The following is a 26,779-nucleotide window of genomic DNA, read 5'->3' as shown; positions in this document are numbered from 1 at the left end:
GCCCATGACGCAAAAACTCGTCATCATCGGCAATGGCATGGCGCCGGGGCGCATGCTGGAAAACCTGTTCGAAACCGCTCCCGGCCTTTACGACGTCACCATTTTCAACGCCGAGCCGCGCGTCAATTACGACCGCATCATGCTCTCGCCGGTGCTCTCAGGCGAAAAGAGCTATGAAGACATCGTCATCCACAATGACGAATGGTATGCGGCTAACAATGTCACGCTGCACAAGGGCGCGAAGGTCACCGGTATCGACCGCGACAGGAAGACCGTGACCAGCGAAAACGGCATCACGGCCTCTTACGACAGACTGGTGATCGCCACCGGTTCCCTGCCCTTCATCATACCCGTTCCCGGCCATCAGTTGCCTGGTGTGCTTGCCTATCGCGATCTCGACGATGTGACGAAGATGCTGGAAATCGCCGAGGGCAAAGGCCGCGCCATCGTCATCGGCGCGGGTCTTCTCGGACTGGAAGCGGCTTACGGCCTCAAGCGTCAGGGCATGGATGTCACCGTCATCCACCTGATGCCAACGATCATGGAGCGCCAGCTCGATCCGGCAGCGGCTTATCTCTTAGAAAAGGCGCTGAACGAGCGCGGCATCGACATCATCACCAAGGCCAACACCAAGTGCATTCTGGGTGAGGAGAAGGTCGAAGGCATCGAGCTGGAAGACGGGCGCGTCATCAAGGGTGATATGGTTGTGATGGCGGTCGGCATCCGTCCTGCCTCGGGTCTTGCCAAGGAAGCCGGCATCGCCGTCAATCGCGGCATCGTGGTGGATGACGGCATGATGACGTCGGACGCCTCGATCTATGCGCTCGGCGAATGCGCCGAACATCGCGGCATGTGCTATGGCCTCGTTGCGCCGCTTTATGAATCGGCCCGCGTGCTGGCGGACCGGCTGTGCGGCGGTTCGGCCGAATATCACGGCTCCGTCACCAATACCAAGCTGAAGGTCACCGGCATCAACCTGTTTTCCGCCGGCGATTTCGCGGAGGGCGACGACCGGGAGGAGATCGTGCTGCGTGATGCCACCGCCGGCGTCTACAAGCGTCTGATCCTCAAGGAAAACCGCATCATTGGCACGGTGCTTTACGGCGAGACGGCAGATGGGTCGTGGTTCTTCGACCTGATGAAGAAATCGACCGATATTTCCGCCATGCGTGAAACCCTGATCTTCGGCCAGGCCTATCAGGGAGGGTCGCCGCTGGACCCTATGGCGGCCGTTGCAGCCTTGCCGGATGATGCGGAAATCTGCGGCTGCAACGGCGTCTGCAAGGGCAAGATCACCTCGGCCATCACCTCCAAGGGGCTGGCTTCTCTCGACGATGTGCGCGCCCACACCAAGGCGTCCGCCTCCTGCGGCAATTGCACCGGCCTTGTCGAGCAGCTTATGACGCTGACGCTTGGCGACAGCTACAACCCCGCTGCCGTGCAGCCCATGTGCAAATGCACCGATCTCGGCCATGACGATGTGCGCCGTCTCATCAAGGCCAAGGGGCTGAAGACCATTCCCGCCGTGATGCAGGAACTGGAATGGAAAACCTCCTGCGGCTGCGCCAAATGCCGGCCGGCGCTCAATTATTACCTCGTCTGCGATTTTCCGGATGAATATGCCGACGATTATCAGTCGCGTTATATCAATGAGCGTGTTCACGCCAATATCCAGAAGGACGGCACCTATTCCGTCGTGCCGCGCATGTGGGGCGGCGTCACATCCTCCTCCGAACTCCGGGCAATTGCGGATGTGGTCGACAAGTTCGAAATCCCGATGGTGAAGGTGACCGGCGGCCAGCGTATCGACCTCCTCGGCATCGAGAAGGAGGATTTGCCGGCGGTCTGGGCCGATCTCGGCAAGGCCGGTTTCATTTCCGGTCAGGCCTATGCCAAGGGGCTCCGCACCGTAAAGACCTGCGTGGGCGAACAATGGTGCCGCTTCGGCACGCAGGATTCCACCGGCCTTGGCATCCGCATCGAAAAATTCATGTGGGGCTCATGGACGCCCGCCAAGTTGAAACTCGCCGTCTCCGGCTGTCCGCGCAACTGCGCGGAGGCCACCTGCAAGGATATCGGCGTCATCTGCGTCGATTCCGGTTTCGAGATCCATTTTGCCGGTGCCGCCGGTCTCGATATCAAGGGCACGGAAGTTCTGGGTCTCGTCAAAACCGAGGATGACGCGCTGGAGCATATCGTGGCGCTGACGCAGATGTATCGCGAACAGGCGCGCTATCTCGAGCGCATCTACAAATGGGCCAAGCGCATCGGTTACGACGAAATCCGCCGCCAGATCATGGACGATGCGGAAAAGCGCAAGGCCTATTTCGATCGCTTCGTCTTCAGCCAGAAATTCGCGCAGGTCGATCCCTGGTCGGAACGCGTATCCGGCCACGACAAGCACGAATTCAGGCCCATGGCGGCAATCGGTTTCAGTGAAGCGGCGGAGTGATAACGATGGACAGCAACTGGATCGATATTGGCGATATCTCCGACATTCCGCTGCGCGGCGCGCGTTGCGTCAAAACGCCGATGGGCAAGATCGCCGTGTTCCGCACGGCGGAAAATCACGTCTTCGCCATCGAGGACCATTGCCCGCACAAGGGCGGGCCGCTGAGCCAGGGCATCGTGCATGGCGCATCGGTGACGTGTCCGCTGCACAATTGGGTGATTTCGCTGGAAACCGGCAAGGCGCTAGGGGCGGATGAGGGTGAGGTAAGGACCATTCCGGTGCGTAATCTGGATGGTCGGCTTTCCATCGCGCTTGAAACCTTGATGATCGCGGCGGAGTGAATTGCGATGGCGGTGGCGTTACCCCCCTCTGTCCTGCCGGACATCTCCCCCTCAGGGGGGGAGATCGACAAGCGGAAAGCTACTCGTTCCCTCTCCACCGGCGACGACGCCAGTTGTGAATGGAAGTTTGTGCCGCGATTGATCTCCCCCCTTGAGGGGGAGATGTCCGGCAGGACAGAGGGGGGTAACCGCCACGCACTGAGAGGGCAAACCCATGCCCACTGAAACAAAAACCACCTGTCCTTATTGCGGCGTCGGCTGCGGCGTCATCGCCACCGTCAATGATAATGGCGTCGTTTCCGTCAGAGGCGATCAGGACCACCCCGCCAATTTCGGAAGACTATGTTCCAAAGGTTCGGCTCTGGCTGAGACCATCGATCTCGACGGTCGCCTGCTCCACCCTGAAATCAGCGGCAGGCGGGCGGCATGGGACGAAGCGCTTGACCTCGTCGCCTCCCGGTTTTCTCAAGCCATCGCCGAACACGGCACGGATTCCGTTGCCTTTTACGTCTCCGGCCAATTGCTGACCGAGGATTATTACCTCGCCAACAAGCTGATGAAGGGTTTCATCGGCTCGGCCAATATCGATACCAATTCAAGGCTCTGCATGTCGTCTTCCGTCGCCGGCCATCGCCGTGCCTTCGGGGCCGATACGGTGCCGGGCACCTATGAGGATATGGAGCTTGCCGATCTGGTGATCCTCACCGGTTCCAATCTCGCCTGGTGCCATCCGGTGCTTTACCAAAGGCTTGCGGCGGCAAAGGTCGCGCGGCCGGAAATGAAAGTCGTCGTTATCGATCCGCGCCGGACGATGAGCGCCGATATTGCCGACATGCACCTCGCCATTCGCCCGGATGGAGATGTGGCGCTGTTTACCGGCTTGCTGGCGCATCTTTCCGATAGTCCTGCAATCGATCGCGGTTATGTGGAAAACCACACGGTCGGTTTTGATGCAGCGATACAGGCAGCAACCGGACACAGTCTGTCGGAGATCGCCGAAGCCACGGGCCTGACGATTGCCGCACTGATTTCCTTTTACGAATTGTTCAAACGCACCGAAAAAACCGTCACCTGTTACAGTCAGGGCGTCAACCAGTCGCAGAGCGGCACGGACAAGGTCAACGCCATCATCAATTGCCACCTTGCCACCGGCCGCATCGGCAGGCCGGGCATGGGGCCGTTTTCGCTAACCGGTCAGCCGAATGCCATGGGTGGACGAGAAGTCGGCGGGCTGGCCAACATGCTGGCCGCCCATATGGCCATCGAAAGCGCCGAAGACCGTGATCGTGTGCAGCGCTTCTGGGCTTCACCCGCCATTGCGCAAAAGCCCGGCCTGAAAGCGGTTGATATGTTCAGGGCGGTGGCCGAAGGCCGCATCAAGGCGCTGTGGATCATGGCCACCAACCCGGTCGTTTCCATGCCGGATGCCGGCGCCGTCGAGGCGGCGATCAAGGCCTGTCCCTTTGTCGTGGTATCCGATGTCATGGCCGGTACAGACACGGCCCGTCATGCCCATGTGCTGTTGCCGTCACTCGGCTGGGGGGAGAAAAACGGTACGGTTACCAATTCGGAACGGCGGATTTCCCGCCAGCGCGGCTTTCTCGACGCACCCGGCCAAGCAAAGGCCGACTGGTGGCAATTGGCTGAAGTGGGGAGGCGCATGGGTTTCGACGCCGCTTTCACTTACCGGCAACCATCCGAGATTTTTGCCGAACATGCTGCCCTTTCCGGTTTCGAGAATGCCGGAAGCCGCGATTTCGATATCAGCGGGATCGACCGGGATTCATACGATACGATGGCACCCTTTCAATGGCCGAAGGCAGGACCCGGCGAGGCCGCCGTTACCCGTTTTTTCGCGGATGGCCGTTTTTATCATGCCGATGGCAAGGCGCGGTTCATCGCCACCGCTTTGCCGCAGACCGGCAGAACATCGCCGGATTATCCGCTGACGCTGAATACCGGCCGCATTCGCGATCAATGGCACACCATGACCCGCACGGGCAAAAGCGCCCGGCTTACCGCCCATATCGCCGAACCCTTCGCCGAACTTCACCCCCACGATGCGAAGGCATTGGGAATTGAAAGCGCCGATCTGGTGGAGCTGGAAAGCCCGCATGGCAAGGTTCTGCTGCGTGCGCTGGTCAGCGAAAGGCAGGCGCGCGGCTCGGTCTTTGCGCCGATGCACTGGAACGATCAGTTCGCCTCGCGGGCGCGGATCGATATGGTTGTGGCTCCGGTAACGGACCCGCATTCCGGCCAGCCAGCCTCGAAAAACATGGGCGTGAAGGCAACACGGTTCGAGGCCAAGGCCTATGGTTTCGCCATCTCCCGCACGCGGCCCGTTGCGCCGGATTGTGCGTACTGGGCCATTGCCAAGGCAGATGGCGGCTATCGCATGGAGCTTGCTTTCGAAGAAGAACCGCAGGACTGGACGCTCTGGGCGCGGCAGGTCTTCGGCATAGATGCCCGGATCGAGCCGCTGGGTTACAGCGACCGGCAGACCGGCGATTTGCGCCTTGCCTTCTTCGACGGCGAAACGTTGCTGGCGGCGCTGTTCGTCGCCAGAGAGCCGGTGGCCGTTGCCCGCAACTGGGCGATATCGCAACTGAACGAACGCCATGAGGATTTGCGCATGCGTTTTGCGCTGGTCGCCGGTCGTCCGGGAGCCGGCCGGGCCGATCCGGGCGCGACTGTCTGCTCCTGCTTCAATGTCGGGGTGAACCAGATCACAGCTGCGATCCGCGACGGGTGCCACAGCGTCGAAGCCATCGGCGGGGCGCTGAATGCCGGGACCAATTGCGGCTCCTGCCGCGCTGAAATCAGGGGGATCATCGATGGATGCCTTAAAACCGCAGCGGAATGAACCGGCCCGCATGGAGAAGCTCGCCAAGTTGCCAGTCTTCTGGGGGCTCGAGGGCAAGCGCGTGGTGTTAGCGGGTGGATCGGACGGTGCCGCGTGGAAGGCTGAACTGCTGCTGGCCTGCGGGGCGGAACTTCATCTCTATTGCGAGGAAAGCGAGCTTGCGGAAAGCTTTGCGGCGGTCTTCGCAAAAAGCACGATGCTGACATGGCATGACCGTTCGTGGGCTCCGGATATTTTCAAAGGTGCGGAACTGGCGCTGGCGGATTGCGAAACCGATGCGGAAGCCGGAAGATTTTACGATGCCGCGCGTGCGGCCGGCGTTCCAGTCAACGTCATCGACAAGACGGAATTCTGCCAGTTCCAGTTTGGCTCAATCGTCAATCGATCGCCGGTGGTGGTGTCGATCTCTACCGATGGGGCAGCGCCGATTCTAGCGCAGGCCATCCGCCGGCGCATTGAGACATTACTGCCACTTTCGCTGAAGGATTGGGGCTCGCTTGCCCAGACGATCCGTGATCGCGTCAATCTGCGACTCGCCCCCGGTCCGGCGCGACGGTTTTTCTGGGAAAAATTTGTCGACCGGGCGTTTACCGAAAGGCTGGGCGAGAGCAGCGAAGAACGGCTGCTCGCAGATATCGGAATGCCGGCCAGCCGGGCAGGATCGGCGCTTGGCCTTGTGACGCTTGTTGGTGCTGGACCGGGCGATGCAGAACTGTTGACACTAAAAGCGGTGCGCGCCCTACAGGCGGCTGATGTCATCCTGTTCGATGATCTCGTTTCAACGGAAGTACTGGAGCTAGCGCGGCGCGAGGCCAAGCGCATGCTTGTCGGCAAGCGCGGCGGCCGGGAAAGCTGCAGGCAGGAGGATATCAACGAGATGATGATCCGCCTCGCCAAAGCCGGCAAACGGGTGGTTCGGCTGAAATCCGGCGATCCGATGATTTTCGGGCGCGCCGGCGAGGAGATCGCGGCGCTGGAAGCCGAAAACATCCCGGTCGAAGTCGTGCCAGGCATCACCGCCGCAAGCGCCATGGCTTCGCGCCTCGGTGTATCACTGACGCATCGCGACCACGCGCAGTCGGTCCGCTTCGTCACCGGACATTCCCGACAGGGAAAGCTGCCGGACAATATCGACTGGAAAACGCTTTCAGATCCCTCGATAACCACTGTCTTTTATATGGGCGGGCGAACCGCGACCGAGATCCAGTCTTCCTTGCTTGCGCACGGCATGCCTGCCTCAACGCCCGTTGCCGTCATGATTTCTGTTAGCCGTTCAAACGAACAGCGCTGGTGCGGTTCGCTTGCGCAACTGGCTGCGGCAATTACGAGGCTGGGCGTGAACGAACCGGTGCTGATCGGCATCGGCGATGCGTTTGGTGCCGTGTCCTCAATGTTTTCCGGTGCCAGCACGCAGGAGCCGGTATCTGCGCCAATTCAAAAGCCGGCTAACAAGCTTGCCGGGTAATGCGGGTGCGCCGTTTGCGTATGCCCACAAGTCGGTCGCTATCGCCCCCTATAAAACCGTCCCTTGACATTGGTTTTTCGTTCGCTCTTCAATGAAACGAAAAAATTGAAAGAGGAGGGAGGGTGAAATGCTGCTTACACCGCGTCAGGATGAAATCGTCGCACTGGCAAAAGCGAACGGGCGGGTGCTGGTCGATGAATTGGCCGCGCGGTTTTCGGTGACCCCCCAGACAATCCGCAAGGACCTCAACGATCTGTGCGACACGCGCGTGCTGACGCGCATCCATGGCGGGGCGCTTTTCCCGAGCGGCAATGAGAACGTCAAATACGAGGCGAGGCGCGCTATCGCCTCTTCGGAAAAGCAGGCGATCGGGGCCGCTGCCGCTGCCCTCATCCCCAACAACTCTTCCCTCTTCATCAATATCGGCACGACGACCGAGGCGGTGGGTGAAGCGCTGGCGGACCATCACGAGCTGATGGTCATCACCAACAACATTAATGTTGCCAACAGGTTGCGGGTTTTTCCGGGCATTGAAGTGGTGATCGCCGGCGGCGTTGTGCGTGGTTCCGATGGTGGTATCGTCGGCGAGGCGGCGGTGGATTTCATCCGCCAGTTCAAGGTCGATTTCGCCGTTATCGGCGTGTCGGCGATTGATGAGGATGGCGCCCTGCTGGATTTCGACTTTCGCGAGGTCAAGGTCGCGCAGGCGATCATCTCCAACGCCCGCCACGTCATTCTGGTGTCGGATTCGCTGAAATTCGAGCGCACGGCACCGGTGCGCATCGGCCATCTGTCGCAGGTGCACACCTTTATCACGGATCATTGTCCGGTCGATTCGATCCGATCCATCTGTGCCGATCACGATGTCCGGCTGATCGAAACAGAGACGCGTGAGCCCTGATCTGCCGCCACCGGAATTTCGTTTGACATTCGTTTTATCTTCGAATTAGATGGCCATGCTTTCAATATGTCGATGGGGAGAGCGTTGATGAAAGCGCGGGAGGGTCCATGTCTGACGAGGCAATCCACGATATTTTCGTGATCGGCGGCGGCATCAATGGCTGCGGCATTGCGCGTGACGCCGTCGGCAGGGGCTATTCCGTCGCACTTGCGGAAATGAACGATTTTGCCTCCGGCACCTCTTCCGCCGCCACCAAGCTCATCCATGGCGGTTTGCGTTATCTCGAACATTACGAGTTTCGTCTGGTGCGCGAAGCGCTGATGGAGCGTGAGGTGCTGTGGGCCATGGCGCCGCACATCATCTGGCCGATGCGCTTCGTGCTGCCGTTCCAGAAGGGCGGCGTGCGCCCGGCCTGGCTCGTTCGTCTCGGGCTTTTTCTTTACGACCATCTCGGCGGCCGCAAGCTTCTGCCTGCCACCCGCTCACTCGATCTGCGCCGTGATCCGGCCGGAAAACCGCTAAAACCGGTTTTTGCCAAGGCTTTCGAATATTCCGACGGCTGGGTGGACGATGCCCGGCTGGTGGTGCTGAACGCCCGGGATGCGGCCGATCGCGGCGCCCTGATCCTCAACCGCACGCAGGTCGTTTCGGCGCGGCGCGAAGGCGCCTTCTGGCGGGTCGAAACAAAAAGTGCGGCCGGAGAAACCGCTACCTATCGGGCGCGCATGCTGGTGAATGCCGCCGGCCCTTGGGTGGACAAGGTTCTGGCGTCGACATTCGGCAAGAACAATGTCCACAATGTTCGCCTCGTGCAGGGCAGCCACATCATCGTGCGCAGGAAGTTTTCCGATCCGCGTGCCTATTTTTTCCAGAATCCGGACGGCCGCATCATCTTCGCCATCCCCTATGAACAGGACTTTACGCTGATCGGTACGACGGATCGCGACTATACCGCCGACCCCCGTGCTGTTAAGATCAGCGATGAGGAGATCAGCTATCTTTGCAGCGCGGCGAGCGAATATTTCGCTGAGCCGGTGACGCCGGCCGATATCGTCTGGACCTATTCCGGCGTGCGGCCGCTGTTTGACGACGGCGCATCGAAAGCGCAGGAAGCGACCCGCGATTATGTGCTGAAAACCGAAGGGGCTGAAGGCGAAGCGCCGCTCCTCAATATCTTCGGCGGCAAGCTCACCACCTATCGGCGGCTTGCCGAACATGCTCTTGAAAAAATCGGCGAGGCGCTGGATGAAAAGGGCTCGCCATGGACGGCAGGTTCGCATTTGCCAGGCGGGAACTTCGGTGCCGAAGCCTATGCCAAAGAAGTTACGGCACTGCGGTCGCATTATCCTTTCCTCGATGAGCGTCACGCCCAGCGGCTTGTCCGCTGCTACGGGACGGACGCGGCAGCGATGATCGGCAATGCCAGCGAGAAGGCGGCACTGGGTAGGCATTTCGGCGGTACGCTTTATGAGACCGAGGTGCGCTGGCTGATGGCGCGGGAGTGGGCGCTGACGGTGGAGGACATTCTGTGGCGCCGCACCAAGCAGGGGCTCTTTTTAACCCCCGAAGAGGTGCGCGGGCTGGAGGATTATATCGAAGACATTGCAGGTGAACGCTTGAAGGCAATCTGACGATCCGGACGAAAAGCGGAGGAGGCTTTGGATCACCATGCTTGAATTGCGAAACGTCTCGAAGATGGCCGGCGGTGAATATCACATTCACCCGACCGATCTGACGTTGCAGCGCGGAAGCCTGAACGTCCTGCTTGGACCGACACTTTCGGGCAAGACGACGCTCATGCGGCTGATGGCCGGGCTGGACAAGCCAAGCGGCGGTGCGATCTTTTTCAACGGCGAAGATGTGACGGGCTGGCCGGTGCAGAAACGTAACGTCGCCATGGTCTATCAGCAGTTCATCAATTATCCGGCGCTCAGCGTTTACGAAAACATCGCCTCGCCGATGCGTGTCGCCGGCAAGGATCAGGCGACAATCGACAGGGAGGTCAGAAAAGCCGCCGAGCTTTTAAAGCTGACGCCTTATCTTGATCGCACACCGCTCAATCTTTCGGGTGGCCAGCAACAGCGCACGGCGCTTGCCCGCGCCATCGTCAAGAATGCCAATCTGGTGCTGCTCGACGAGCCGCTGGCCAATCTCGATTACAAGCTGCGCGAGGAATTGCGTGAGGAATTGCCGCGCATCTTTGCGGAATCCGGCGCGATCTTCGTTTATGCCACCACCGAACCCTCCGAGGCGCTGCTGCTTGGTGGCAATACGGCGACGCTCAACGAAGGGCGGGTGACGCAATTCAACCGCACGATCGAGGTTTACCGGCAGCCGGTTGATATCGTGACTGCCAAAATCTTCGCCGATCCGCCGCTCAACACCATCGAGGTCATCAAGACCGGTGATGCCTTTACCCGGGTGGACCGGGCCGTCGTCATGGTTCCGCAGCATCTTGCCACCTTGCCGGACGGGCCGTTGACTATCGCCTTCCAGCCGCATCATCTCTTCCCGCATCGCAAAGGGCAGGCGGCGCAATCCATCCGGGCGCGGACACTGATTTCGGAGATTGCCGGGTCGGAAAGCTTCGTCCACGTCGAATTTTCAGGCCAGCGCTGGGTCATGCTGGCGCAGGGCATTCACGACATCGAGCCGGATACGGAGATCGAGCTTTTTCTCGATACGCGGCACCTGATGGCTTTCGATGAAAACGGCCACGCCATCGGCGAAGCGGCTTGAGGGAGATCGATCATGGCACGCATCACGCTCGATCATATTCGCCACGCTTACAATGCCAAGGCGCAGGCGGCAGGCGACTACGCCCTGAAGGAAGTGCATCACGAATGGGAGGATGGCGGCGCCTATGCGCTGCTCGGTCCTTCCGGTTGTGGCAAGACCACCTTGCTCAACATCATTTCCGGGCTGCTGCGCCCCTCTGAGGGCCGCATCGCCTTTGACGGAACTGACGTTACCGATCTTGCGACCGAAGACCGCAACATTGCCCAGGTTTTCCAGTTCCCGGTCGTTTACGACACGATGACGGTTTACGACAATCTGGCCTTTCCGCTGCGCAACCGGCATGTGCCGGAAGCCGAGGTCGACCGCCGCGTGCAGGAAATCCTGGAGATGACCGATCTTTCCGGCATGGCCAAACGCCGCGCGCGGGGACTGACGGCGGACCAGAAGCAGAAGATTTCGCTGGCGCGGGGACTGGTGCGATCCGACGTCAACGCCATTCTTTTCGATGAGCCGCTGACGGTGATCGATCCGCACATGAAATGGGTGCTGCGCTCGCAGCTGAAACGCCTGCACCGCCAGTCCGGTTTCACCATGGTCTATGTCACCCACGATCAGACCGAAGCGCTGACCTTCGCCGACAAGGTGGTGGTCATGTATGACGGGCAGATCGTTCAGATCGGCACGCCTGCGGAACTCTTCGAGCGGCCGGGACACACTTTCGTTGGTTATTTCATTGGCTCTCCGGGCATGAACGTGCTGCCCGCCAGCATCGATGGCGCAACGGCAATGGTTGGTGGCCTTGGCGTGCCGCTTGCCGGTGTGCCGAAGCTTGACGGGAAACAGCGGATCGAGATCGGTATCCGCCCGGAATTTGTACGGCTGGAGCGGGGCGGCATGCCCATCACCGTCGACAAGGTGGAGGACATCGGCCGGCAAAAGATCGTTCGCGCCCGGTTTGCGGGCCAGAAGCTTGCGATCGTCGTGCCGGAAGAGGACGAAATTCCGGCGGAGGGGGGTGTTCGCTTCGATCCGGCCGCCATCGGTGTCTTTGCCGATTCCTGGCGCGTGAAGATGGGAGCCTGACCATGGAAAAGAGCTGGAACAACAGGGCATGGTTCTTGGTGCTGCCGGTGCTGGTGCTGGTTGCCTTTTCCGCCGTCATTCCGCTGATGACCGTCGTGAACTATTCGGTACAGGACACCTTCGGCAACAACCAGTTCTTCTGGGCGGGAACGCAATGGTTCGAGGAAATCCTTAGTTCCGATCGCTTCTGGAATGCTCTGGGGCGCAACCTGGTGTTTTCCGGCATCATATTGGCGATCGAAATTCCGCTCGGCATATTCATCGCACTCAAGATGCCGAAATCCGGCATCGGCGTTCCGGTCTGCCTCGTCACGATGGCGCTGCCGCTGCTGGTGCCTTGGAATGTTGTCGGCACGATCTGGCAGGTGTTCGGCCGCAGCGATATCGGACTGCTCGGTTATTACGCCAATCAGCTTGGGCTCGACTATAACTACGTCAACGATCCGGTCGACGCGTGGATTACGGTCATCATCATGGATGTGTGGCACTGGACAAGCCTTGTCGTGCTGTTGTGCTACGCTAGCCTCGTCTCCATTCCGGACGCCTACTATCAGGCGGCAAGGATCGATGGCGCGTCACGGTTTGCGGTGTTCCGGTACATCCAGCTGCCGAAGATGAAGCGGGTGCTGCTGATCGCCTTCCTGCTGCGCTTCATGGACAGCTTCATGATCTATACCGAGCCTTTCGTGGTTACCGGCGGCGGCCCCGGCAATTCCACAACCTTCCTGTCCATAGATCTCGTGAAGGTCGCGCTCGGCCAGTTTGACCTCGGGCCTGCGGCAGCCATGTCGCTGATCTACTTCCTCATCATCCTGCTGCTGTCCTGGGTGTTCTACACCGTAATGACCAGCCACGACGCGGAGACTTGAGACATGAGCGCCTCTGATGTCACCACAAGCGTGGAACGCAACGGCATCGGCAATCCGTCGGCGAGAGCGTCAGCGGCGGCCCTAGCCAGCCTTGCCGCGAATTCGCGCTCGCGCCGCCGCCATGGGCCATCGCGCTTTTCCTGGCTGGTGCCGACGATCTACATTATCCTTCTACTCGTTCCGATCTACTGGCTCATCAATATGAGCTTCAAGACGAATTCGGAAATCGTCTCATCCATGACGCTTTATCCGCACCAGCCAACATTGCAGAACTACAGGACGATCTTCACGGATTCATCCTGGTATTCGGGTTACATCAATTCGATTACCTACGTCGTGATGAACATGGTGATTTCGGTCGCGGCAGCGCTTCCAGCGGCTTACGCCTTCTCCCGTTATCGCTTTCTGGGCGACAAGCACCTGTTCTTCTGGCTGCTGACCAACCGTATGGCGCCGCCCGCCGTCTTCGCGCTTCCCTTCTTCCAGCTCTATTCGGCCTTCGGCCTGATCGACACGCATATTGCCGTGGCACTGGCGCATTGCCTGTTCAACGTGCCGCTGGCGGTGTGGATCCTCGAAGGCTTCATGTCGGGCGTGCCGAAGGAGATCGACGAGACGGCCTATATCGACGGCTACTCCTTCCCGAAATTCTTCGTGAAGATCTTCATGCCGCTCATCGCCTCCGGCATCGGTGTCGCCTGTTTCTTCAGCTTCATGTTCTCATGGGTCGAGCTTCTGATCGCCCGCACGTTGACGACGACCGACGCCAAGCCGATCGCCGCGACCATGACGCGAACCGTTTCCGCCGCCGGCATGGACTGGGGGCTGCTTGCCGCCGCCGGGGTGCTGACGCTCATTCCGGGCGCGCTGGTGATCTGGTTCGTGCGCAATTACATCGCCAAGGGCTTTGCGCTGGGGAGGGTTTGACCATGACGAAGATGCCCGATTTTACCTGGATGGCCTGGACCTGGCAGACGGCGGCGTTTTTCGGCGCCATTGCCGTGCTGCTCGTCGGCATGTGGTTCTGGGAATATTTCTCACCCGGCGGCAACCCCCGCTTCGGCCTGCTGCGTTTCGAGACCACGCGCGGCGATCGGCTGTTCATTTCGCTGCTCGGCAGCGCCTTCATTCATCTCGCATGGCTCGGGCTGGTCGGCCCGAACCTGTGGTGGGCTCTCGCTCTATCCTTGGTCTACGCCGTCGGCGTTTTCCGTTTTGTCTAGAGCAGGAAAACGGTGCGGCGGAGGAAACCGCACCCGCAGACTTCATGCAATCGCAAACCCTTGGGAGGACTGACATGCGACGGCATCTGATGACGACGACGGCGGCCATGCTGCTGGCAATGACGGGTTCCGCTTTCGCCGGAATGGAGGAAGCAAAGCAGTTTCTGGACAAGGAAATCGGCGATATGTCGTCGCTTTCGCGTGCAGATCAGGAAAAGGAACTGCAATGGTTTATCGATGCCGCGAAACCTTTCGCCGGCATGGACATCAAGGTGGTTTCCGAATCCCTGACCACGCATGAATATGAATCGAAGGTTCTGGCACCGGCCTTTACCGCCATTACCGGCATCAAGGTCACGCATGACATCATCCAGGAAGGTGACGTCGTCGAAAAAATCCAGACCCAGATGCAGACCGGCCAGAACCTTTACGACGGCTGGGTGAATGACAGCGACCTTATCGGAACGCATTGGCGTTATCAGCAGGTGCGCAACCTGACCGACTTCATGGCCAATGAGGGCAAGGACGTCACCAATCCCGGCCTCGACCTCAAGGATTTCATCGGCAGCGCCTTTACGACGGCGCCGGACAAGAAGCTCTACCAGCTTCCCGACCAGCAGTTCGCGAACCTTTACTGGTTCCGTTACGACTGGTTCAACGACGACAAGAACAAGGCCGATTTCAAGGCCAAGTATGGTTATGACCTCGGTGTTCCCGTCAACTGGTCGGCCTATGAGGATATCGCCGAATTCTTCACCGGCCGCGATGTTGGCGGCAAGAAGGTCTTCGGCCATATGGACTACGGCAAGAAGGACCCGTCACTCGGCTGGCGCTTCACCGATGCCTGGCTTTCCATGGCCGGCAACGGCGACAAGGGCCTGCCGAACGGTCTGCCGGTCGATGAGTGGGGCATCAAGGTCAACGACAAGTCGCAGCCGGTCGGCTCCTGCGTGGCGCGCGGTGGTGATACCAACGGCCCGGCGTCGGTCTATTCCATCGAGAAATATCTCGAATGGCTGAAGAAATATGCGCCGCCGGAAGCGCAGGGCATGACCTTCTCCGAATCCGGTCCGGTGCCGGCGCAGGGCAACATCGCCCAGCAGATCTTCTGGTACACGGCCTTTACCGCCGACATGGCCAAGCCCGGCCTGCCTGTCGTGAACGAGGACGGTTCGCCTAAATGGCGCGTCGCGCCTTCGCCGCATGGCGTCTACTGGAAGGACGGCATGAAGCTCGGTTATCAGGACGTGGGCTCCTGGACGCTGATGAAATCCACCCCCGACGACCGTGCCAAGGCCGCTTGGCTTTATGCGCAGTTCGTGACTTCGAAAACCGTTGACGTGAAGAAGAGCCATGTGGGTCTTACCTTCATCCGTGACTCTACCATTCATCACCAGAGCTTCACGGATCGGGCTTCCAAGCTGGGTGGTCTCATTGAGTTCTATCGCTCGCCGGCCCGCGTGCAATGGTCGCCGACCGGCACCAACGTTCCTGATTATCCGAAGCTGGCACAGCTCTGGTGGCAGGCAATCGGCGATGCGTCGTCGGGTGCGAAAACCGCTCAGGCTGCGATGGACTCGCTCTGCGCCGAGCAGGAAAAGGTCATGGCCCGTATCGAGCGCGCCGGTGTGCAGGGCGATATCGGCCCGAAACTGGCGGAAGAACATGATATCGACTACTGGAACAAGGACGCCGTTTCGAAGGGCAATCTGGCGCCGCAGCTGAAGATCGCCAACGAAAAGGAAAAGCCGGTCACCGTCAATTACGACGAACTGGTCAAAAGCTGGCAGAAGTAATGTCTGCGTGAAATCTTAAGCCGGGGCGGCTCTGCCGCCCCGTCATTGCGTTTGAAAGGGAGTGACATAATGGGCGGTTATATTCTGGCGATCGATCAGGGGACGACATCGACAAGGTCGATGGTCTTTGATCGCGACATGCGGGTCATCGGTGTCGGACAGCGAGAATTTCCGCAGCATTTCCCGGCCTCCGGCTGGGTCGAACATGATGCCGAGGATATCTGGAAAAGCGTGCTCGAAACGATCCGGCTAGCGCTTGCCGATGCCGGTATCGCCGCTTCCGATATCGAGGCGATCGGCATCACCAACCAGCGCGAAACGACCGTGCTTTGGGATCGCAACACGGGCGAGGCGGTACACCGGGCGGTCGTCTGGCAGGATCGCCGTGCCGCTCCGATTTGCGAGGATCTGAAACGAAGGGGGCTGGAGCCGCTCTTTTCGAAAAAGACCGGTCTGCTGCTCGACCCCTACTTTTCCGGCACCAAGCTGAAATGGCTTCTGGATAGCGTCAGCGGCCTTCGCGAGAAAGCCGTGAAGGGCGAAATCTGCTTCGGCACAGTCGACAGTTTCCTGATCTATCGCCTCACCGGCGGTCGCCGCCATGTGACCGACGCAACCAATGCTTCGCGGACCCTGATCTACAATATCGAAGACAATGCCTGGGATGACGAGTTGCTGTCGATCCTCGATATTCCTCGCGCCATGCTGCCGGAGGTGCTGGATTGCGCCGCCGATTTCGGTGTAACCGACAAGTCGCTTCTGGGCGCGGAAATCCCGATACTCGGTGTGGCGGGCGACCAGCAGGCGGCCGTGATCGGTAATGCCTGCTTCGAACCGGGCATGATGAAATCGACCTACGGCACCGGCTGCTTTGCGCTTCTTAACACCGGCACCGACCGGGTGACTTCCACGAACCGGCTGCTCACGACGATTGCCTACCGTCTCGACGGTGTGACGACCTATGCGCTTGAAGGCTCGATCTTCATTGCGGGTGCGGCGGTGCAATGGCTGCGTGACGAGCTGGGCTTCATTTCGGTTGCCTCCGAAGTCAGCGCGCTTGCCGAAAAAGCCGATCCCAAGCAGCGGGTCTATCTGGTGCCGGCTTTCACCGGCCTCGGCGCTCCCTATTGGGATGCGGAGGCGCGGGGCGCAATTTTCGGCCTGACGCGCGGCACCGGACCTGCGGAATTTGCCCGCGCGGCGCTGGAAAGCGTTGCCTATCAGACTTTTGATCTGCTGGACGCCATGCGCAAGGACTGGGCGGGCGACAATGGCAAGACGGTGCTGAGGGTCGATGGCGGTATGGTCGCCTCCGACTGGACCATGCAGCGGCTGGCCGACGTTCTCGCCGCACCAGTGGATCGTCCGGTATTTCTGGAAACCACCATTCTGGGTGCGGCATGGCTCGCTGCCTCACGCGCCGGCATCTGGCCGGACCGTGAAGCCTTCGCCGCCCATTGGAAACGCGACCGCCGTTTCAATCCCGATATGGACGAGACAGAACGGAAAAATGCCATCGCCGGCTGGCGGGATAGCGTCGGCCGCTGCCTGTCGCGGCGGGAAGACTGACAGAATTTAAACGAAACTGCCCGGTGCGATGCTCTTGCTGGAAACGAGATCGGAAAGAGCGCGCACCAGTTTCGTGTCTGTGCCCTTGCTGGGCTGAAGCACAAATTCCACGTCTTCGAGCATCGGCAGCACGTCCGCCGCAATCTCCTTGAGACCGGCGGGCGCCATGCTGCGCGGCTGCACCAGAATGCCCATGCCCGCCCTTGCGGCGGCGGTCAACCCACTGAGACTGCCGCAGGTGCAGACGATGCGCCACGCAAGACCGGCCCGGTCCAGCGCCTCCTGCGCCGCCTTTCTCGTAATGCTCGGCGGCGGAAAGGCGATCAGCGGCAGGGCGTCGGGCTGGTTCAGCATCCGCTCCGGGTCGCGGGCCAGCCAGACCAGCGGTTCGCGGTAAAGGAAGTGGCCGAGCTTGTCGCCAAGGCGACGCTTGGCGAGCACGACATCCAATTCGCCATTATCCTGCATCTGGTAAAGCACGCCGCTCAGCGAAACCGTCAGTTCCAGATCCACCAGAGGATAAAGGCGGATGAATTCTTCCAGAATGGCCGTCAGCCGGCTGGCGACGAAATCCTCCGATACGCCGAGCCTTAAGCGCCCGCGCAGGCGGTTTTCGCTGAACAGCGATGAGACCTTGCTGTCGATCTCCAGCATATTGCGGGCGTAACCGAGGAGCGCCTCGCCTTCGCCCGTCAGCTTTACCTGATGGGTGCTGCGCGCAATCAGCCGGCGGCCAAGTGCCGCCTCCAGCCGCTGGATATGCTGGCTGACGGTGGACTGGCCGATACTCAGCCGCTCTGCAGCCAGCGTGAAACTGCCGGTTTGCTGAAGCATGACGAAGCTGGCAAGATGTTGAAGGTTCAGCATTTATCTCAAATCGCGATAACTGTTAATCTTTGCATCCGAATTCATGATGAGCGATAGTAGCGCGCGTTTCAAGCAAAACCGATATGCCGGAAAGACTTCCCATGACCCGCTTCCTGCCCGACCGCTTCACCATGATGCTGGTTGCCACCGTGATTTTGGCCTCGTTTCTGCCGATCAGCGGAGAGCCTGCGGACTATTTCGGGCTTGCGACGAAGCTGGCGATCGCATTGCTGTTCTTTCTGCACGGTGCCCGGCTTTCGCGGGATGTGGTGATTGCCGGTATCCTGCACTGGCGCCTGCATCTGGCGATCCTTCTCGTCACCTTCGGCCTTTTCCCGGTGCTCGGCGTGGCGATCGGTTTCATTCCCGAAAATATTCTGCCTGCGCCGCTCTATATGGGTGTGCTGTTTCTCTGCGTTCTGCCATCCACCGTGCAATCTTCCATCGCTTTCACCTCCATGGCTGGAGGAAACGTGCCGGCTGCGATCTGTTCGGCTTCCGCATCGAATATTTTCGGCATGTTCCTGACCCCGCTGCTGGTCGGCCTGCTGTTTACGGTGGGCGGCCATGGCGGCGGATTCTCGCTGGATGCTTTCCTGCAGATCTTCCTGCAACTTCTGTTGCCGTTCATTGCCGGTCAGGTGCTGCAGCCATGGATCGGTGACTGGATCAGGGCGCGCAAGAAGTTGCTGTCCCCTGTCGATCGCGGTTCCATCCTGATGGTCGTCTATCTTGCCTTCTCGGACGCCGTGATCGAAGGCATCTGGCAGACGTTTTCCCTGCGTGATATCGGCGTGGTCATCGTCATCAATATCGTGCTTCTGGCGCTTGTTCTCTGTGTCACGATGTTCGGCAGCCGGGCGCTCGGTTTCGACAAGGCGGATGAAATCACCATCACCTTCTGCGGATCAAAGAAGAGCCTTGCCAGCGGCGTGCCCATGGCGGGCGCCATCTTTGCGGGCCAGAGCATCGGCGCAATCGTCCTGCCGATCATGCTTTTCCACCAGATCCAGCTGATGGTCTGCGCGGTGCTGGCCCAGCGTTACGCTCGCAAGGCCCATGAAAAAGCGGCCATATCGGAGGCGGCGGCTACAGAAGGCGTGGTCGTCTCCACTCGCTGAAGGGCAAATCTTCACCAAATAAAAACGGCCCCATGACGGGGCCGTTCGTTTGATATCCGGATCGGCTTAGTTGACCTGGGCCGGCGTGATCTGTGCTTCGATCGTCTTTGGCGCATCGGCGCTGTCGGACGAGATCGCGATACGGCGCGGTTTCATGGCTTCCGGGATGTTGCGGACGAGATCAATGTGAAGCAGGCCATTCTTCAGGGAAGCGGTCTGGACTTCGACGTGATCGGCCAGCTGGAAGCGGCGCTCGAAAGCGCGTGTGGCAATGCCGCGATACAGGAACTCGCCCTCGGACGACTTCTCATCTGCGGCCTTCTCGGCCTTCACCGTCAGCGTATTGGCACGGGATTCGATGCTGAGTTCGGTTTCATCGAAGCCGGCAACGGCCATGGTGATGCGATAGGCGTTTTCACCTGTCCGCTCGATATTATACGGCGGATAGGACTGGGCCTGTTCGGGCTGGCCGAGGCCGTCGAGCATCGAGAAGAGACGGTCGAAACCGACGGTGGAGCGATAGAGGGGGGAAAAATCGACGTGACGCATGGTGTCCTCCTTATGAAGCGACTGTTTGCGGTTGAGCCCGGCGTCCCGTTCTGGCGACGGCCGGACATATGGCGCGGTCCCGTTCTGGCGACCGCATGAATGAGATGGGAATGGCTTGCCGCCGCGTCAAGGGGGTGCATCAAGGGCGAAAAGGCGAATGGCAAGATGAACCATGGCTGAACGTCGGGTTCCGGCATCGTTCAGTTTGGGAGCCATAAAACTTCGGTCATCGGAGACATTCTCCGTGGACAGAAGCAATAACGTCCCTTCTTCTTCTGTCTTACTGGCCGGAACCGCGACTGCTTTAACCGACGGTTCCGGCAATTTTTTCTTTGACCTTCGCTCGCGGTGGACCTATCCCGAAAAGGCATGACAGCCGGAAAAGACCGATGATCGAAGCCACATTGCGCGAGAGCGAAGACAACCCGGTTCCCGGCAACCATACCGTCGGTTATTTTACCGGCCATGGCGGCAAACAGCTTCGATATGCGATCTTCCGCGCCAGCCGGCACATTGCGCGCGGAACCGTCGTTCTGCTGCATGGCCGGAACGAATGCATCGAGAAATATTTCGAAACGATCGGCGATCTGACCGCCATGGGTTTCTGGGTCGCGACCTTCGACACACGCGGGCAGGGCGGCTCCGAAAGGCTGTTGAAGAAGCCGGGTGCGGGGCATGTGCGGCGGTTTTCCGACTATCAGCGGGACATAAGCCTTTTCCTCGAGCACGTGGTGCTGCCGGATACGCGGTTGCCGTTTTTCATGATCGCGCACTCCACCGGTGCGCTCGCAGCGCTTGCCTCTGCGCCGAATCTCTCTAACCGTATCGACCGGCTGGCCCTCTGTTCACCCTTTATCGAGCTGGACAGCCAGCAATCCATTCCTTCGCCCGTTATCCGCCTGGTCGCAACGTTCTTAAGCCTTTTGGGTCTTGGAAAGATTCAGCTGGGCAGGGATCAGCGTGAACGGGATTTCGACGGCAACCCGCTGACCTCTGACGCCAGACGTTTTGCGAGAAACCTTGCACTGCACCGTCAATTTCCGGAACTGTTCATCGGCGCGCCGACGGCGCGATGGGTCTATGAGGCGCTGAAGGCCATGGGGCGGGTGACCCGTCAGGAGCATCTGACGAACATAGCCATTCCAACTCTTATTCTCGCGCCGATGCTGGATACGATCACGCCTTATAAGGCGCAGGAAGAGCTATCGCGCAATTTCCGCGCGGCGCAGCTTCTTCCCATAACCGGTGCGCGCCACGAATTGCTGCATGAGCGCGACGTTTTCCGCAAACAGGCGCTGGCCGCCATCGACGCTTTTTTCGCGCCGGAATGATGTGGCTATAGCTTCGAGAGAATGGCGAGTGCCTGTTCGTGCACGGCTTTCGAGCCAGCGGCCAGAATGCGCCCGCCATTTTCCGGACGCCCGCCATCCCAGGTGGTCATGATGCCGCCAGCCTGCTCAACCACGGGAATGAGCGCACCGACATCATAGGGCTTCAGGCCGGATTCGATCACCAGATCGACATGACCGGCGGCGAGCAGGCAATAGGCGTAACAATCCACGCCGTAACGGAAGAGGCGGACCTGTTCCTCCACCTTTTCATAAAAAGGCTTTTCTTCTGCAGTGAAGATATGGGGGGTCGTGGTGAACAGCACCGCATCCGAGAGCGAAGCACAGTCACGCGTGCGGATCTTGCGTTCGCCGTCAGGCCCGAAATACCAGGTCGCTTCGCCATCGGCAAAATAACGCTCGCGGGTGAAGGGCTGCTCCATGATGCCCATTGTGGCGCGGCCGGCCGACTGGAACCCGATCAGGGTACCCCAGACGGGCACGCCGGAAATGAACGCGCGCGTGCCGTCAATCGGATCGATAACCCAGATATGCTCGCGGTCGAGGCCGACATTGCCGTGTTCTTCGCCCAGAATGCCGTGCTGCGGGAAACGCGCCTCGATAAGGGCACGAATGGCGCTTTCGGCCGCCTGGTCACCTTCCGTCACGGGATCATAACCACCATCTTGCTTGTTGGTGACGGCAATGCCCATACGGAAGCGGGGAAGCGTTTCAGCGCTGGCTGCATCGGCAAGTTTGAAGAAGAAATCCCGGTCGGGAAGCATGCGAAACCTCATTACCTGAACGATTGAGCCTGAACTGTGTGGCAAGATGCATAGACCGGAATCACATCCGCCGTCCACTCGTACGGATGCCGGAACGGCGGTTTCCATATTTTCGGCATAAGCCTAAAAAATATGCATAAAATAAAATGATTGACAATTGTGCATCTAGTGGGTAGCGTCAGGCCACAGTCTTTGACTGTAAATACCCTCCTTGGGTGTTTCCTCCCTAGACTTGACCGCGCCAAGGCGCGGTTTTTTTTGCCCGGCACGCGGCCAGGATGTCTTGAACAGAGATCTGAAATATCGGGGAATTCGGCGTTATTCGGCGGCGAGCGAGGTCTCGATCGCGTAATCGGAAACGAAGGCGCCGAGCTGGCGCATGAAGATTTCAAGCGATGCCTGGATGGCCGGGAAATCGGCTTTCTTCGAAAGCGTCTTTTCATCAACGTAAAGCGCCCGGTTGACCTCGATCTGCAGCGCGTGGAGAGAGCGGATCGGCCGCCCGTAATGTTCGGTGATGAAACCGCCGGCATAGGGCTTGTTGCAGACCGCGATGAAACCCAGTTCCTCGAGAAAATGCAGGGCAGCGCGGGAAACTTCCTGGGAAGCGCTGGTGCCGTACCGGTCGCCAATAATCACGTCCGGCCGCAGGTTCGAGCCGGCGACCCGGATATTGCCCGGCATCGAATGACAATCGATCAGGACCGCCATGCCGAAATTGGCGTGGGTGCGGGAGAGGAGCCTGCGCAGGCAGGCATGGTAGGGTTTGTAAATCGTCTCGATGCGCGACAGCGCTTCATCGACCGGCAAACGGTGGGCATAGATGTCCATGTTCTCGGCGACGATGCGCGGTACCGTTCCGAGGCCTCCGGCCACCCGCATGGAGCCGATATTGGCATAGGGCGGCAGGGTGCCTTCGAACATGCGCGGATCAAGCTCGTAGGGCTCGCGATTGACGTCGAGATAGGCGCGCGGAAAATTCGCTTTCAACAGCGGCGCGCCGATATCGGGCGCTGCGGCAAACAGCTCGTCGACGAAGTGGTCTTCCGAGCGCCGGATCTCGTGCGAATCGAGCCGCGCCGATTCCAGGAAGGAGATCGGGTAACAGCGACCGCTATGGGGTGAATTATAGACAAATGGCAGGGTTTGAACGGCAGGTTCCGTTACTTCAAACAGCTCATACTCACCCGTTACCCAGTCCATTCAGACCCATTTACCATGTCGCAAACAATCAGGATGATCATGTTGCCAGTTACAGTGCGGCAAGTCCATACTATCGCCCATATAGCGCTATACCGATTCTCGTCTTCACATGATATTTACCGTGAAAATCCTATAATCGGGCTAGGGTATCTCAAACATTGAGCAGTTACGGTCACTTATGATGAATCAGAAAATTCTTCTCGCTGAAGACGACAACGACATGCGCCGCTTTCTCGTCAAGGCGCTGGAAAAAGCCGGTTACAAGGTTTCTTCCTTCGACAACGGCGCCAGCGCCTACGACCGGCTTCGCGAAGAGCCTTTTTCGCTGTTGCTGACCGATATCGTCATGCCCGAAATGGACGGTATCGAACTGGCCCGTCGTGCGACCGAACTCGATCCCGACCTGAAAGTGATGTTCATCACCGGCTTTGCGGCCGTTGCGCTGAACGCCGATTCGAAGGCACCGAAGGACGCCAAGGTGCTTTCCAAGCCTTTCCATCTGCGCGATCTGGTGGACGAGGTGAACAAACTCCTTGTGGCGTAAGGGGTCTCAAAAAACCTTCATAAAACCGAAAAAAAGCAGTTGACGCATGAACCGGTTTTGTGGTCTATCCGCCGCCACGGAGGGCGTGTAGCTCAGCGGGAGAGCACTACGTTGACATCGTAGGGGTCACAGGTTCAATCCCTGTCACGCCCACCATCCGAATTTTTGAAAAGGGTTTCTGAGCAATCAGAGACCCTTTTCTCGTTTCCGGCCGGCTTTTGGCCAAGGTTCCTCTCTTTCCCTTTCGAACCTTCAGGTAGGCTCATTCGACGCGCGGAAATCTGCGAGCGACAGCTTATCCTGCCGGCGCGTCCTACAATTTCTCATGCGGACCGCAATAAATTTCACCATAAAAAATAAAATTCAACCGCATTGACGTGCGCTCGGTTTCCGGATATCTCAAGTCACATGCAATAAATTACATCTAATAAAATTTATTGCGGACTAAGTCATTGTCCTTGGGAGGGGAATATGTTGGCTTTTCTGAAATCGACCGTTGCCGCGGGTGTTTTTGCCGTGGCCATTTCCACTGTTGCCGGTTCTCCGGCCGCTGCCGCGGGCAAATTCGCCTGCGAACCGGGCGAGACCTATGTGATGAATGTCATGGTTTCCAGCCACCCCTATTGGGTGCCGGTCTTCGAGGGTTTCAAGCAGGCCGCCAAGTCGCTCGGCTGTGAAGCGGTTTTCACCGGCACGCCGGAATATGACATCACCAAGCAGATCGCGTCCTTCGAGCAGGAGCTGGTGAAGAAGCCGAAGGGCATATTGCTGCATCCGATGCAGGCCGATCCGTTCATCGAGCCCATCAACAAGGCGATCGGCTCAGGTGTTTCGGTGACGACTTTTGCGGCGGATTCGCCGAAGTCGAAACGCACCGCCTATATTACTTCGGACAATGTTGCCGAGGCGAAATTCGCGGCCGACGAGATCGTCAAGAAGCTCGGCGCAAAAGGTGAATATGCTGTCCTTGAAAATCCGGGACAGAGCAATCACGATCTGCGCGTCACCGCGCTCATCGACTATATGGGACGCACCTATCCGGAGATGAAGCTGGTCGGCCGTCAGGCGACCAATCAGGATTCGAACCTCGCCTATCAGGCGGTCGGCGCCATGTTGCAGGCCAACCCCAATCTGGGCGCCCTGTGGATACCCGAGGCCGGCTCTGCCGAAGGCGCGACGGCTGCGGTTCTCGAGGCAAAGAAGAAGGTCCTGATTTTGCATGCCGATATCACCCCGGCGACGCTGGAGCATATCAAGCAGGGCAATATCTACATGTCCGTCAATCCCAATCAGGGCGTTCAGGGTTTCATGGGTTTCATGAACACCTTCCTGGGTGCCCATTCGGACCTGATCGACCCGTTCAACGACTACAAGGTGTCCGGTTTCAACCCGATGCAGGTTCCTTCGATGGACAATGGTTTCGCCGTGATCACCAAGGCGAACGCCGCTTCCTTTGATCTCAACGACTATATGAAGGGGCGCTAAGGCGCCGCCCTGAAACCGGCGAGGTTTGCGCCTCGCCGGCAAAAGGGAAGCCATGTTCGGGAGGGGCGTTATGGGCGAGGTCATCCTCAGCATGACGAATATTCACAAGGCGTTCGGCCCCGTGCGGGCGTTGCGCAGTGCTGCACTTGAGTTGCGGCGTGGCGAAATCCACGCGCTGGCCGGTGAAAACGGCGCCGGCAAGTCGACGCTGATGCATATTATCGATGGCATTCTGCAGCCCGATGGCGGTGAAATCCTGCTGGATGGCAAACCGGTCAAGATATCTTCGCCCAATGCGGCGAACCGGCTCGGTATCGGCTTCGTCCATCAGGAGATCGCGCTCTGCCCGGAGATTTCGGTCGCCGAAAACATGTTCATGTCGGAGACAGGCCAGAGCCGCTCCTGGTTCATGAATTATCGCGACCTCGGCAAACGGGCGGCAACCATCCTCAGGGAAATCGGCGATATCGATCCCGCCAGCCGTGCCGGAGATCTGTCGATTTCCCAGCAGCAGATCGTCGAGATCGCCAAGGCGCTGACGCTTGACTGCCGTATCCTGATCCTGGACGAGCCGACGGCGGCCCTGACCGAGACCGAGGCACAGACCCTTTTCAGGATCATGCACCGGCTGGCGGAGCGCGGGATTGCGATCATCTATATCTCGCACCGGATGGCGGAGATTTTCGAACATTGCGACCGCATCACGGTCATGCGCGACGGTTGCCACATCAGGACGGAGAATATCTCGGAGATTTCCCCGGAGGAAGTCGTCAACAGCATGGTGGGGCGCGTTCTCGACAAGCTCTACCCACCGAAACTATCGGAAAACGAAAAATCGGACGAGGTCATTCTTTCGGTTCGGGGGCTGAACGAAGGAAAGCGCGTTTTTGATGTCGATTTCGATCTGCGCCGCGGCGAAATCCTCGGACTTGCCGGCCTGATCGGCGCTGGCCGAAGCGAGATCGCGCGGGCGGTCTGCCGGCTGGAGGGGAAACCCAGAGGCGAGGTCGCGCTGCGCGGCCGGCCGCTGCGGCTGAAAGATTATCGCGACAGCATTCGCGAGGGGCTGGTCTATCTGTCGGAGGACCGCAAGGGCGACGGACTGTTCCTCAACATGTCCATCGCTGCGAATGTTTCCGCGCTTGATGTCGGAAGGATATCGAACGGCATGGGCTTCATCGAACGGCGCAAGGAAATGAAGCGCGCCGACGAGCTCGGACGCAGGTTGAAATTGCGCGCGAACAGTGTCGGTGACGCCGTCTCTACCCTGAGCGGCGGCAACCAGCAGAAGGTGGCGCTGGCGAAGATGCTGTCGGTGGAACCGCAGGTCGTCTTTCTCGATGAGCCGACCCGTGGGGTGGATGTGGGTGCGAAAGCCGAAATCCACCGCCAGATCCGGGAGTTGGCGCGCGAAGGTGTCGGTGTGGTCGTCATATCCTCGGAGCTGCCGGAACTCATCGGTGTCAGCGACCGAGTGCTGGTCGTGCGCGAGGGGCGCATCACTGGCGAGGTCGCGGGTGAGGACATGACGGAAGAAAAGATCATGCAGCTTGCATCGATCAATATTGCAGAGAGCCCGGCAGGGGCCTGAGGGAG

General features: G+C 59.3%; 22 protein-coding genes and 1 tRNA gene. 19 read left to right on the top strand and 4 right to left on the bottom strand.

The features are described from left to right. Positions 1 to 4 precede the first annotated feature (4 nt). The 13 genes from nirB to glpK all read left to right on the top strand — a co-directional run bounded on the left by nirB (position 5) and on the right by glpK (position 17,301). Entirely contained in the window at positions 5 to 2,452 is a 2,448-nt protein-coding gene (gene nirB, locus OK142_RS10195) for a nitrite reductase large subunit NirB (RefSeq protein ID WP_498682507.1), read from the top strand. Positions 2,453 to 2,457: 5 nt separating this feature from the next. Beyond that, positions 2,458 to 2,793 carry a nitrite reductase small subunit NirD gene (gene nirD, locus OK142_RS10190; RefSeq protein WP_220331703.1) on the top strand — a complete coding sequence of 112 codons (336 nt, stop codon included), beginning with the start codon at positions 2,458 to 2,460 and terminating at the stop codon, positions 2,791 to 2,793. A gap of 214 nt (positions 2,794 to 3,007) precedes the next feature. After that, positions 3,008 to 5,656 carry a nitrate reductase gene (locus OK142_RS10185; RefSeq protein WP_498682505.1) on the top strand — a complete coding sequence of 883 codons (2,649 nt, stop codon included), beginning with the start codon at positions 3,008 to 3,010 and terminating at the stop codon, positions 5,654 to 5,656. Beyond that, complete coding sequence (cysG, locus tag OK142_RS10180) at positions 5,628 to 7,121, top strand: siroheme synthase CysG (protein ID WP_498682503.1); 1,494 nt, start codon at positions 5,628 to 5,630, stop codon at positions 7,119 to 7,121. The genes OK142_RS10185 and cysG overlap by 29 nt, the downstream gene beginning before the upstream one ends. A gap of 127 nt (positions 7,122 to 7,248) precedes the next feature. Further along, positions 7,249 to 8,022: a DeoR/GlpR family DNA-binding transcription regulator gene (locus tag OK142_RS10175; RefSeq protein ID WP_003497957.1), complete on the top strand. Its 774-nt coding sequence runs from the start codon at positions 7,249 to 7,251 to the stop codon at positions 8,020 to 8,022. A 107-nt stretch (positions 8,023 to 8,129) separates the two neighbouring features. After that, positions 8,130 to 9,653: a glycerol-3-phosphate dehydrogenase gene (gene glpD / locus OK142_RS10170; RefSeq protein WP_498682501.1), complete on the top strand. Its 1,524-nt coding sequence runs from the start codon at positions 8,130 to 8,132 to the stop codon at positions 9,651 to 9,653. 37 nt (positions 9,654 to 9,690) lie between these two features. Continuing rightward, positions 9,691 to 10,761: an ABC transporter ATP-binding protein gene (locus OK142_RS10165; RefSeq protein WP_003497953.1), complete on the top strand. Its 1,071-nt coding sequence runs from the start codon at positions 9,691 to 9,693 to the stop codon at positions 10,759 to 10,761. A gap of 12 nt (positions 10,762 to 10,773) precedes the next feature. Then, positions 10,774 to 11,844, top strand: a complete 1,071-nt coding sequence (locus tag OK142_RS10160; protein ID WP_498682499.1) for an ABC transporter ATP-binding protein — start codon at positions 10,774 to 10,776, stop codon at positions 11,842 to 11,844. Positions 11,845 to 11,846: 2 nt separating this feature from the next. Further along, positions 11,847 to 12,713 carry a carbohydrate ABC transporter permease gene (locus OK142_RS10155; protein WP_003497951.1) on the top strand — a complete coding sequence of 289 codons (867 nt, stop codon included), beginning with the start codon at positions 11,847 to 11,849 and terminating at the stop codon, positions 12,711 to 12,713. Positions 12,714 to 12,716: 3 nt separating this feature from the next. Continuing rightward, on the top strand, positions 12,717 to 13,640 hold the full coding sequence (locus OK142_RS10150) for a carbohydrate ABC transporter permease (protein WP_082185238.1): 924 nt from the start codon (positions 12,717 to 12,719) through the stop codon (positions 13,638 to 13,640). Between the two features lie 2 nt (positions 13,641 to 13,642). After that, positions 13,643 to 13,936 (top strand): DUF2160 domain-containing protein, encoded by a 294-nt coding sequence (locus tag OK142_RS10145; RefSeq protein WP_082185239.1) that lies wholly within the window; start codon positions 13,643 to 13,645, stop codon positions 13,934 to 13,936. 74 nt (positions 13,937 to 14,010) lie between these two features. Then, on the top strand, positions 14,011 to 15,732 hold the full coding sequence (locus OK142_RS10140; protein ID WP_020009199.1) for an ABC transporter substrate-binding protein: 1,722 nt from the start codon (positions 14,011 to 14,013) through the stop codon (positions 15,730 to 15,732). Positions 15,733 to 15,801: 69 nt separating this feature from the next. After that, positions 15,802 to 17,301 carry a glycerol kinase GlpK gene (glpK, locus tag OK142_RS10135; RefSeq protein ID WP_498682497.1) on the top strand — a complete coding sequence of 500 codons (1,500 nt, stop codon included), beginning with the start codon at positions 15,802 to 15,804 and terminating at the stop codon, positions 17,299 to 17,301. A gap of 6 nt (positions 17,302 to 17,307) precedes the next feature. Here the strand turns inward: glpK and OK142_RS10130 are convergent, their stop codons facing one another. Further along, complete coding sequence (locus tag OK142_RS10130; protein WP_498682496.1) at positions 17,308 to 18,168, bottom strand: LysR substrate-binding domain-containing protein; 861 nt, start codon at positions 18,166 to 18,168, stop codon at positions 17,308 to 17,310. A 101-nt stretch (positions 18,169 to 18,269) separates the two neighbouring features. Between OK142_RS10130 and OK142_RS10125 the strand changes: the two genes are divergently transcribed. After that, complete coding sequence (locus OK142_RS10125; RefSeq protein WP_498682494.1) at positions 18,270 to 19,289, top strand: bile acid:sodium symporter family protein; 1,020 nt, start codon at positions 18,270 to 18,272, stop codon at positions 19,287 to 19,289. A gap of 66 nt (positions 19,290 to 19,355) precedes the next feature. Here the strand turns inward: OK142_RS10125 and hspL are convergent, their stop codons facing one another. After that, positions 19,356 to 19,838: a heat shock protein HspL gene (gene hspL, locus OK142_RS10120; protein ID WP_082185241.1), complete on the bottom strand. Its 483-nt coding sequence runs from the start codon at positions 19,836 to 19,838 to the stop codon at positions 19,356 to 19,358. Positions 19,839 to 20,227: 389 nt separating this feature from the next. Between hspL and OK142_RS10115 the strand changes: the two genes are divergently transcribed. Continuing rightward, positions 20,228 to 21,169 (top strand): alpha/beta fold hydrolase, encoded by a 942-nt coding sequence (locus OK142_RS10115; protein WP_498682493.1) that lies wholly within the window; start codon positions 20,228 to 20,230, stop codon positions 21,167 to 21,169. A gap of 5 nt (positions 21,170 to 21,174) precedes the next feature. On the opposite strand, the gene hisN is transcribed toward OK142_RS10115, so the two are convergent. Further along, complete coding sequence (gene hisN, locus OK142_RS10110) at positions 21,175 to 21,951, bottom strand: histidinol-phosphatase (RefSeq protein WP_498682492.1); 777 nt, start codon at positions 21,949 to 21,951, stop codon at positions 21,175 to 21,177. 318 nt (positions 21,952 to 22,269) lie between these two features. Beyond that, on the bottom strand, positions 22,270 to 23,154 hold the full coding sequence (locus OK142_RS10105) for an N-formylglutamate amidohydrolase (protein WP_003497913.1): 885 nt from the start codon (positions 23,152 to 23,154) through the stop codon (positions 22,270 to 22,272). Between the two features lie 181 nt (positions 23,155 to 23,335). On the opposite strand from OK142_RS10105, the gene cpdR reads away from it, so the two are divergent. The 4 genes from cpdR to OK142_RS10085 all read left to right on the top strand — a co-directional run bounded on the left by cpdR (position 23,336) and on the right by OK142_RS10085 (position 26,774). Then, positions 23,336 to 23,698, top strand: a complete 363-nt coding sequence (gene cpdR / locus OK142_RS10100; RefSeq protein WP_003497910.1) for a cell cycle two-component system response regulator CpdR — start codon at positions 23,336 to 23,338, stop codon at positions 23,696 to 23,698. A gap of 81 nt (positions 23,699 to 23,779) precedes the next feature. After that, positions 23,780 to 23,854 (top strand) — tRNA-Val (locus OK142_RS10095). 315 nt (positions 23,855 to 24,169) lie between these two features. After that, positions 24,170 to 25,183: a substrate-binding domain-containing protein gene (locus OK142_RS10090; protein WP_003497899.1), complete on the top strand. Its 1,014-nt coding sequence runs from the start codon at positions 24,170 to 24,172 to the stop codon at positions 25,181 to 25,183. 70 nt (positions 25,184 to 25,253) lie between these two features. Then, on the top strand, positions 25,254 to 26,774 hold the full coding sequence (locus OK142_RS10085; protein ID WP_498682490.1) for a sugar ABC transporter ATP-binding protein: 1,521 nt from the start codon (positions 25,254 to 25,256) through the stop codon (positions 26,772 to 26,774). The last annotated feature ends 5 nt before the right edge of the window (positions 26,775 to 26,779 follow it).

Source organism: Agrobacterium sp. BT-220-3, from assembly GCF_025910175.1.
Lineage (GTDB): Bacteria > Pseudomonadota > Alphaproteobacteria > Rhizobiales > Rhizobiaceae > Agrobacterium > Agrobacterium oryzihabitans.
This window is presented reverse-complemented; position numbering and strand designations above follow the sequence as displayed.

What these genes read in the sequence shown, in the direction of transcription:
- nirD (WP_220331703.1), top strand. Translation starts at nt 2,458, where the DNA reads ATGGACAGCAACTGGATCGATATTGGCGATATCTCCGACATTCCGCTG.
- OK142_RS10150 (WP_082185238.1), top strand. Translation starts at nt 12,717, where the DNA reads ATGAGCGCCTCTGATGTCACCACAAGCGTGGAACGCAACGGCATCGGC.
- glpK (WP_498682497.1), top strand. Translation starts at nt 15,802, where the DNA reads ATGGGCGGTTATATTCTGGCGATCGATCAGGGGACGACATCGACAAGG.
- OK142_RS10165 (WP_003497953.1), top strand. Translation starts at nt 9,691, where the DNA reads ATGCTTGAATTGCGAAACGTCTCGAAGATGGCCGGCGGTGAATATCAC.
- OK142_RS10155 (WP_003497951.1), top strand. Translation starts at nt 11,847, where the DNA reads ATGGAAAAGAGCTGGAACAACAGGGCATGGTTCTTGGTGCTGCCGGTG.
- OK142_RS10125 (WP_498682494.1), top strand. Translation starts at nt 18,270, where the DNA reads ATGACCCGCTTCCTGCCCGACCGCTTCACCATGATGCTGGTTGCCACC.
- OK142_RS10145 (WP_082185239.1), top strand. Translation starts at nt 13,643, where the DNA reads ATGACGAAGATGCCCGATTTTACCTGGATGGCCTGGACCTGGCAGACG.
- glpD (WP_498682501.1), top strand. Translation starts at nt 8,130, where the DNA reads ATGTCTGACGAGGCAATCCACGATATTTTCGTGATCGGCGGCGGCATC.
- OK142_RS10175 (WP_003497957.1), top strand. Translation starts at nt 7,249, where the DNA reads ATGCTGCTTACACCGCGTCAGGATGAAATCGTCGCACTGGCAAAAGCG.
- OK142_RS10090 (WP_003497899.1), top strand. Translation starts at nt 24,170, where the DNA reads ATGTTGGCTTTTCTGAAATCGACCGTTGCCGCGGGTGTTTTTGCCGTG.
- OK142_RS10140 (WP_020009199.1), top strand. Translation starts at nt 14,011, where the DNA reads ATGCGACGGCATCTGATGACGACGACGGCGGCCATGCTGCTGGCAATG.
- OK142_RS10185 (WP_498682505.1), top strand. Translation starts at nt 3,008, where the DNA reads ATGCCCACTGAAACAAAAACCACCTGTCCTTATTGCGGCGTCGGCTGC.
- nirB (WP_498682507.1), top strand. Translation starts at nt 5, where the DNA reads ATGACGCAAAAACTCGTCATCATCGGCAATGGCATGGCGCCGGGGCGC.
- cysG (WP_498682503.1), top strand. Translation starts at nt 5,628, where the DNA reads ATGGATGCCTTAAAACCGCAGCGGAATGAACCGGCCCGCATGGAGAAG.
- OK142_RS10160 (WP_498682499.1), top strand. Translation starts at nt 10,774, where the DNA reads ATGGCACGCATCACGCTCGATCATATTCGCCACGCTTACAATGCCAAG.
- hspL (WP_082185241.1), bottom strand. Translation starts at nt 19,838, where the DNA reads ATGCGTCACGTCGATTTTTCCCCCCTCTATCGCTCCACCGTCGGTTTC.
- cpdR (WP_003497910.1), top strand. Translation starts at nt 23,336, where the DNA reads ATGAATCAGAAAATTCTTCTCGCTGAAGACGACAACGACATGCGCCGC.
- OK142_RS10085 (WP_498682490.1), top strand. Translation starts at nt 25,254, where the DNA reads ATGGGCGAGGTCATCCTCAGCATGACGAATATTCACAAGGCGTTCGGC.
- OK142_RS10130 (WP_498682496.1), bottom strand. Translation starts at nt 18,168, where the DNA reads ATGCTGAACCTTCAACATCTTGCCAGCTTCGTCATGCTTCAGCAAACC.
- OK142_RS10105 (WP_003497913.1), bottom strand. Translation starts at nt 23,154, where the DNA reads ATGGACTGGGTAACGGGTGAGTATGAGCTGTTTGAAGTAACGGAACCT.
- OK142_RS10115 (WP_498682493.1), top strand. Translation starts at nt 20,228, where the DNA reads ATGATCGAAGCCACATTGCGCGAGAGCGAAGACAACCCGGTTCCCGGC.
- hisN (WP_498682492.1), bottom strand. Translation starts at nt 21,951, where the DNA reads ATGCTTCCCGACCGGGATTTCTTCTTCAAACTTGCCGATGCAGCCAGC.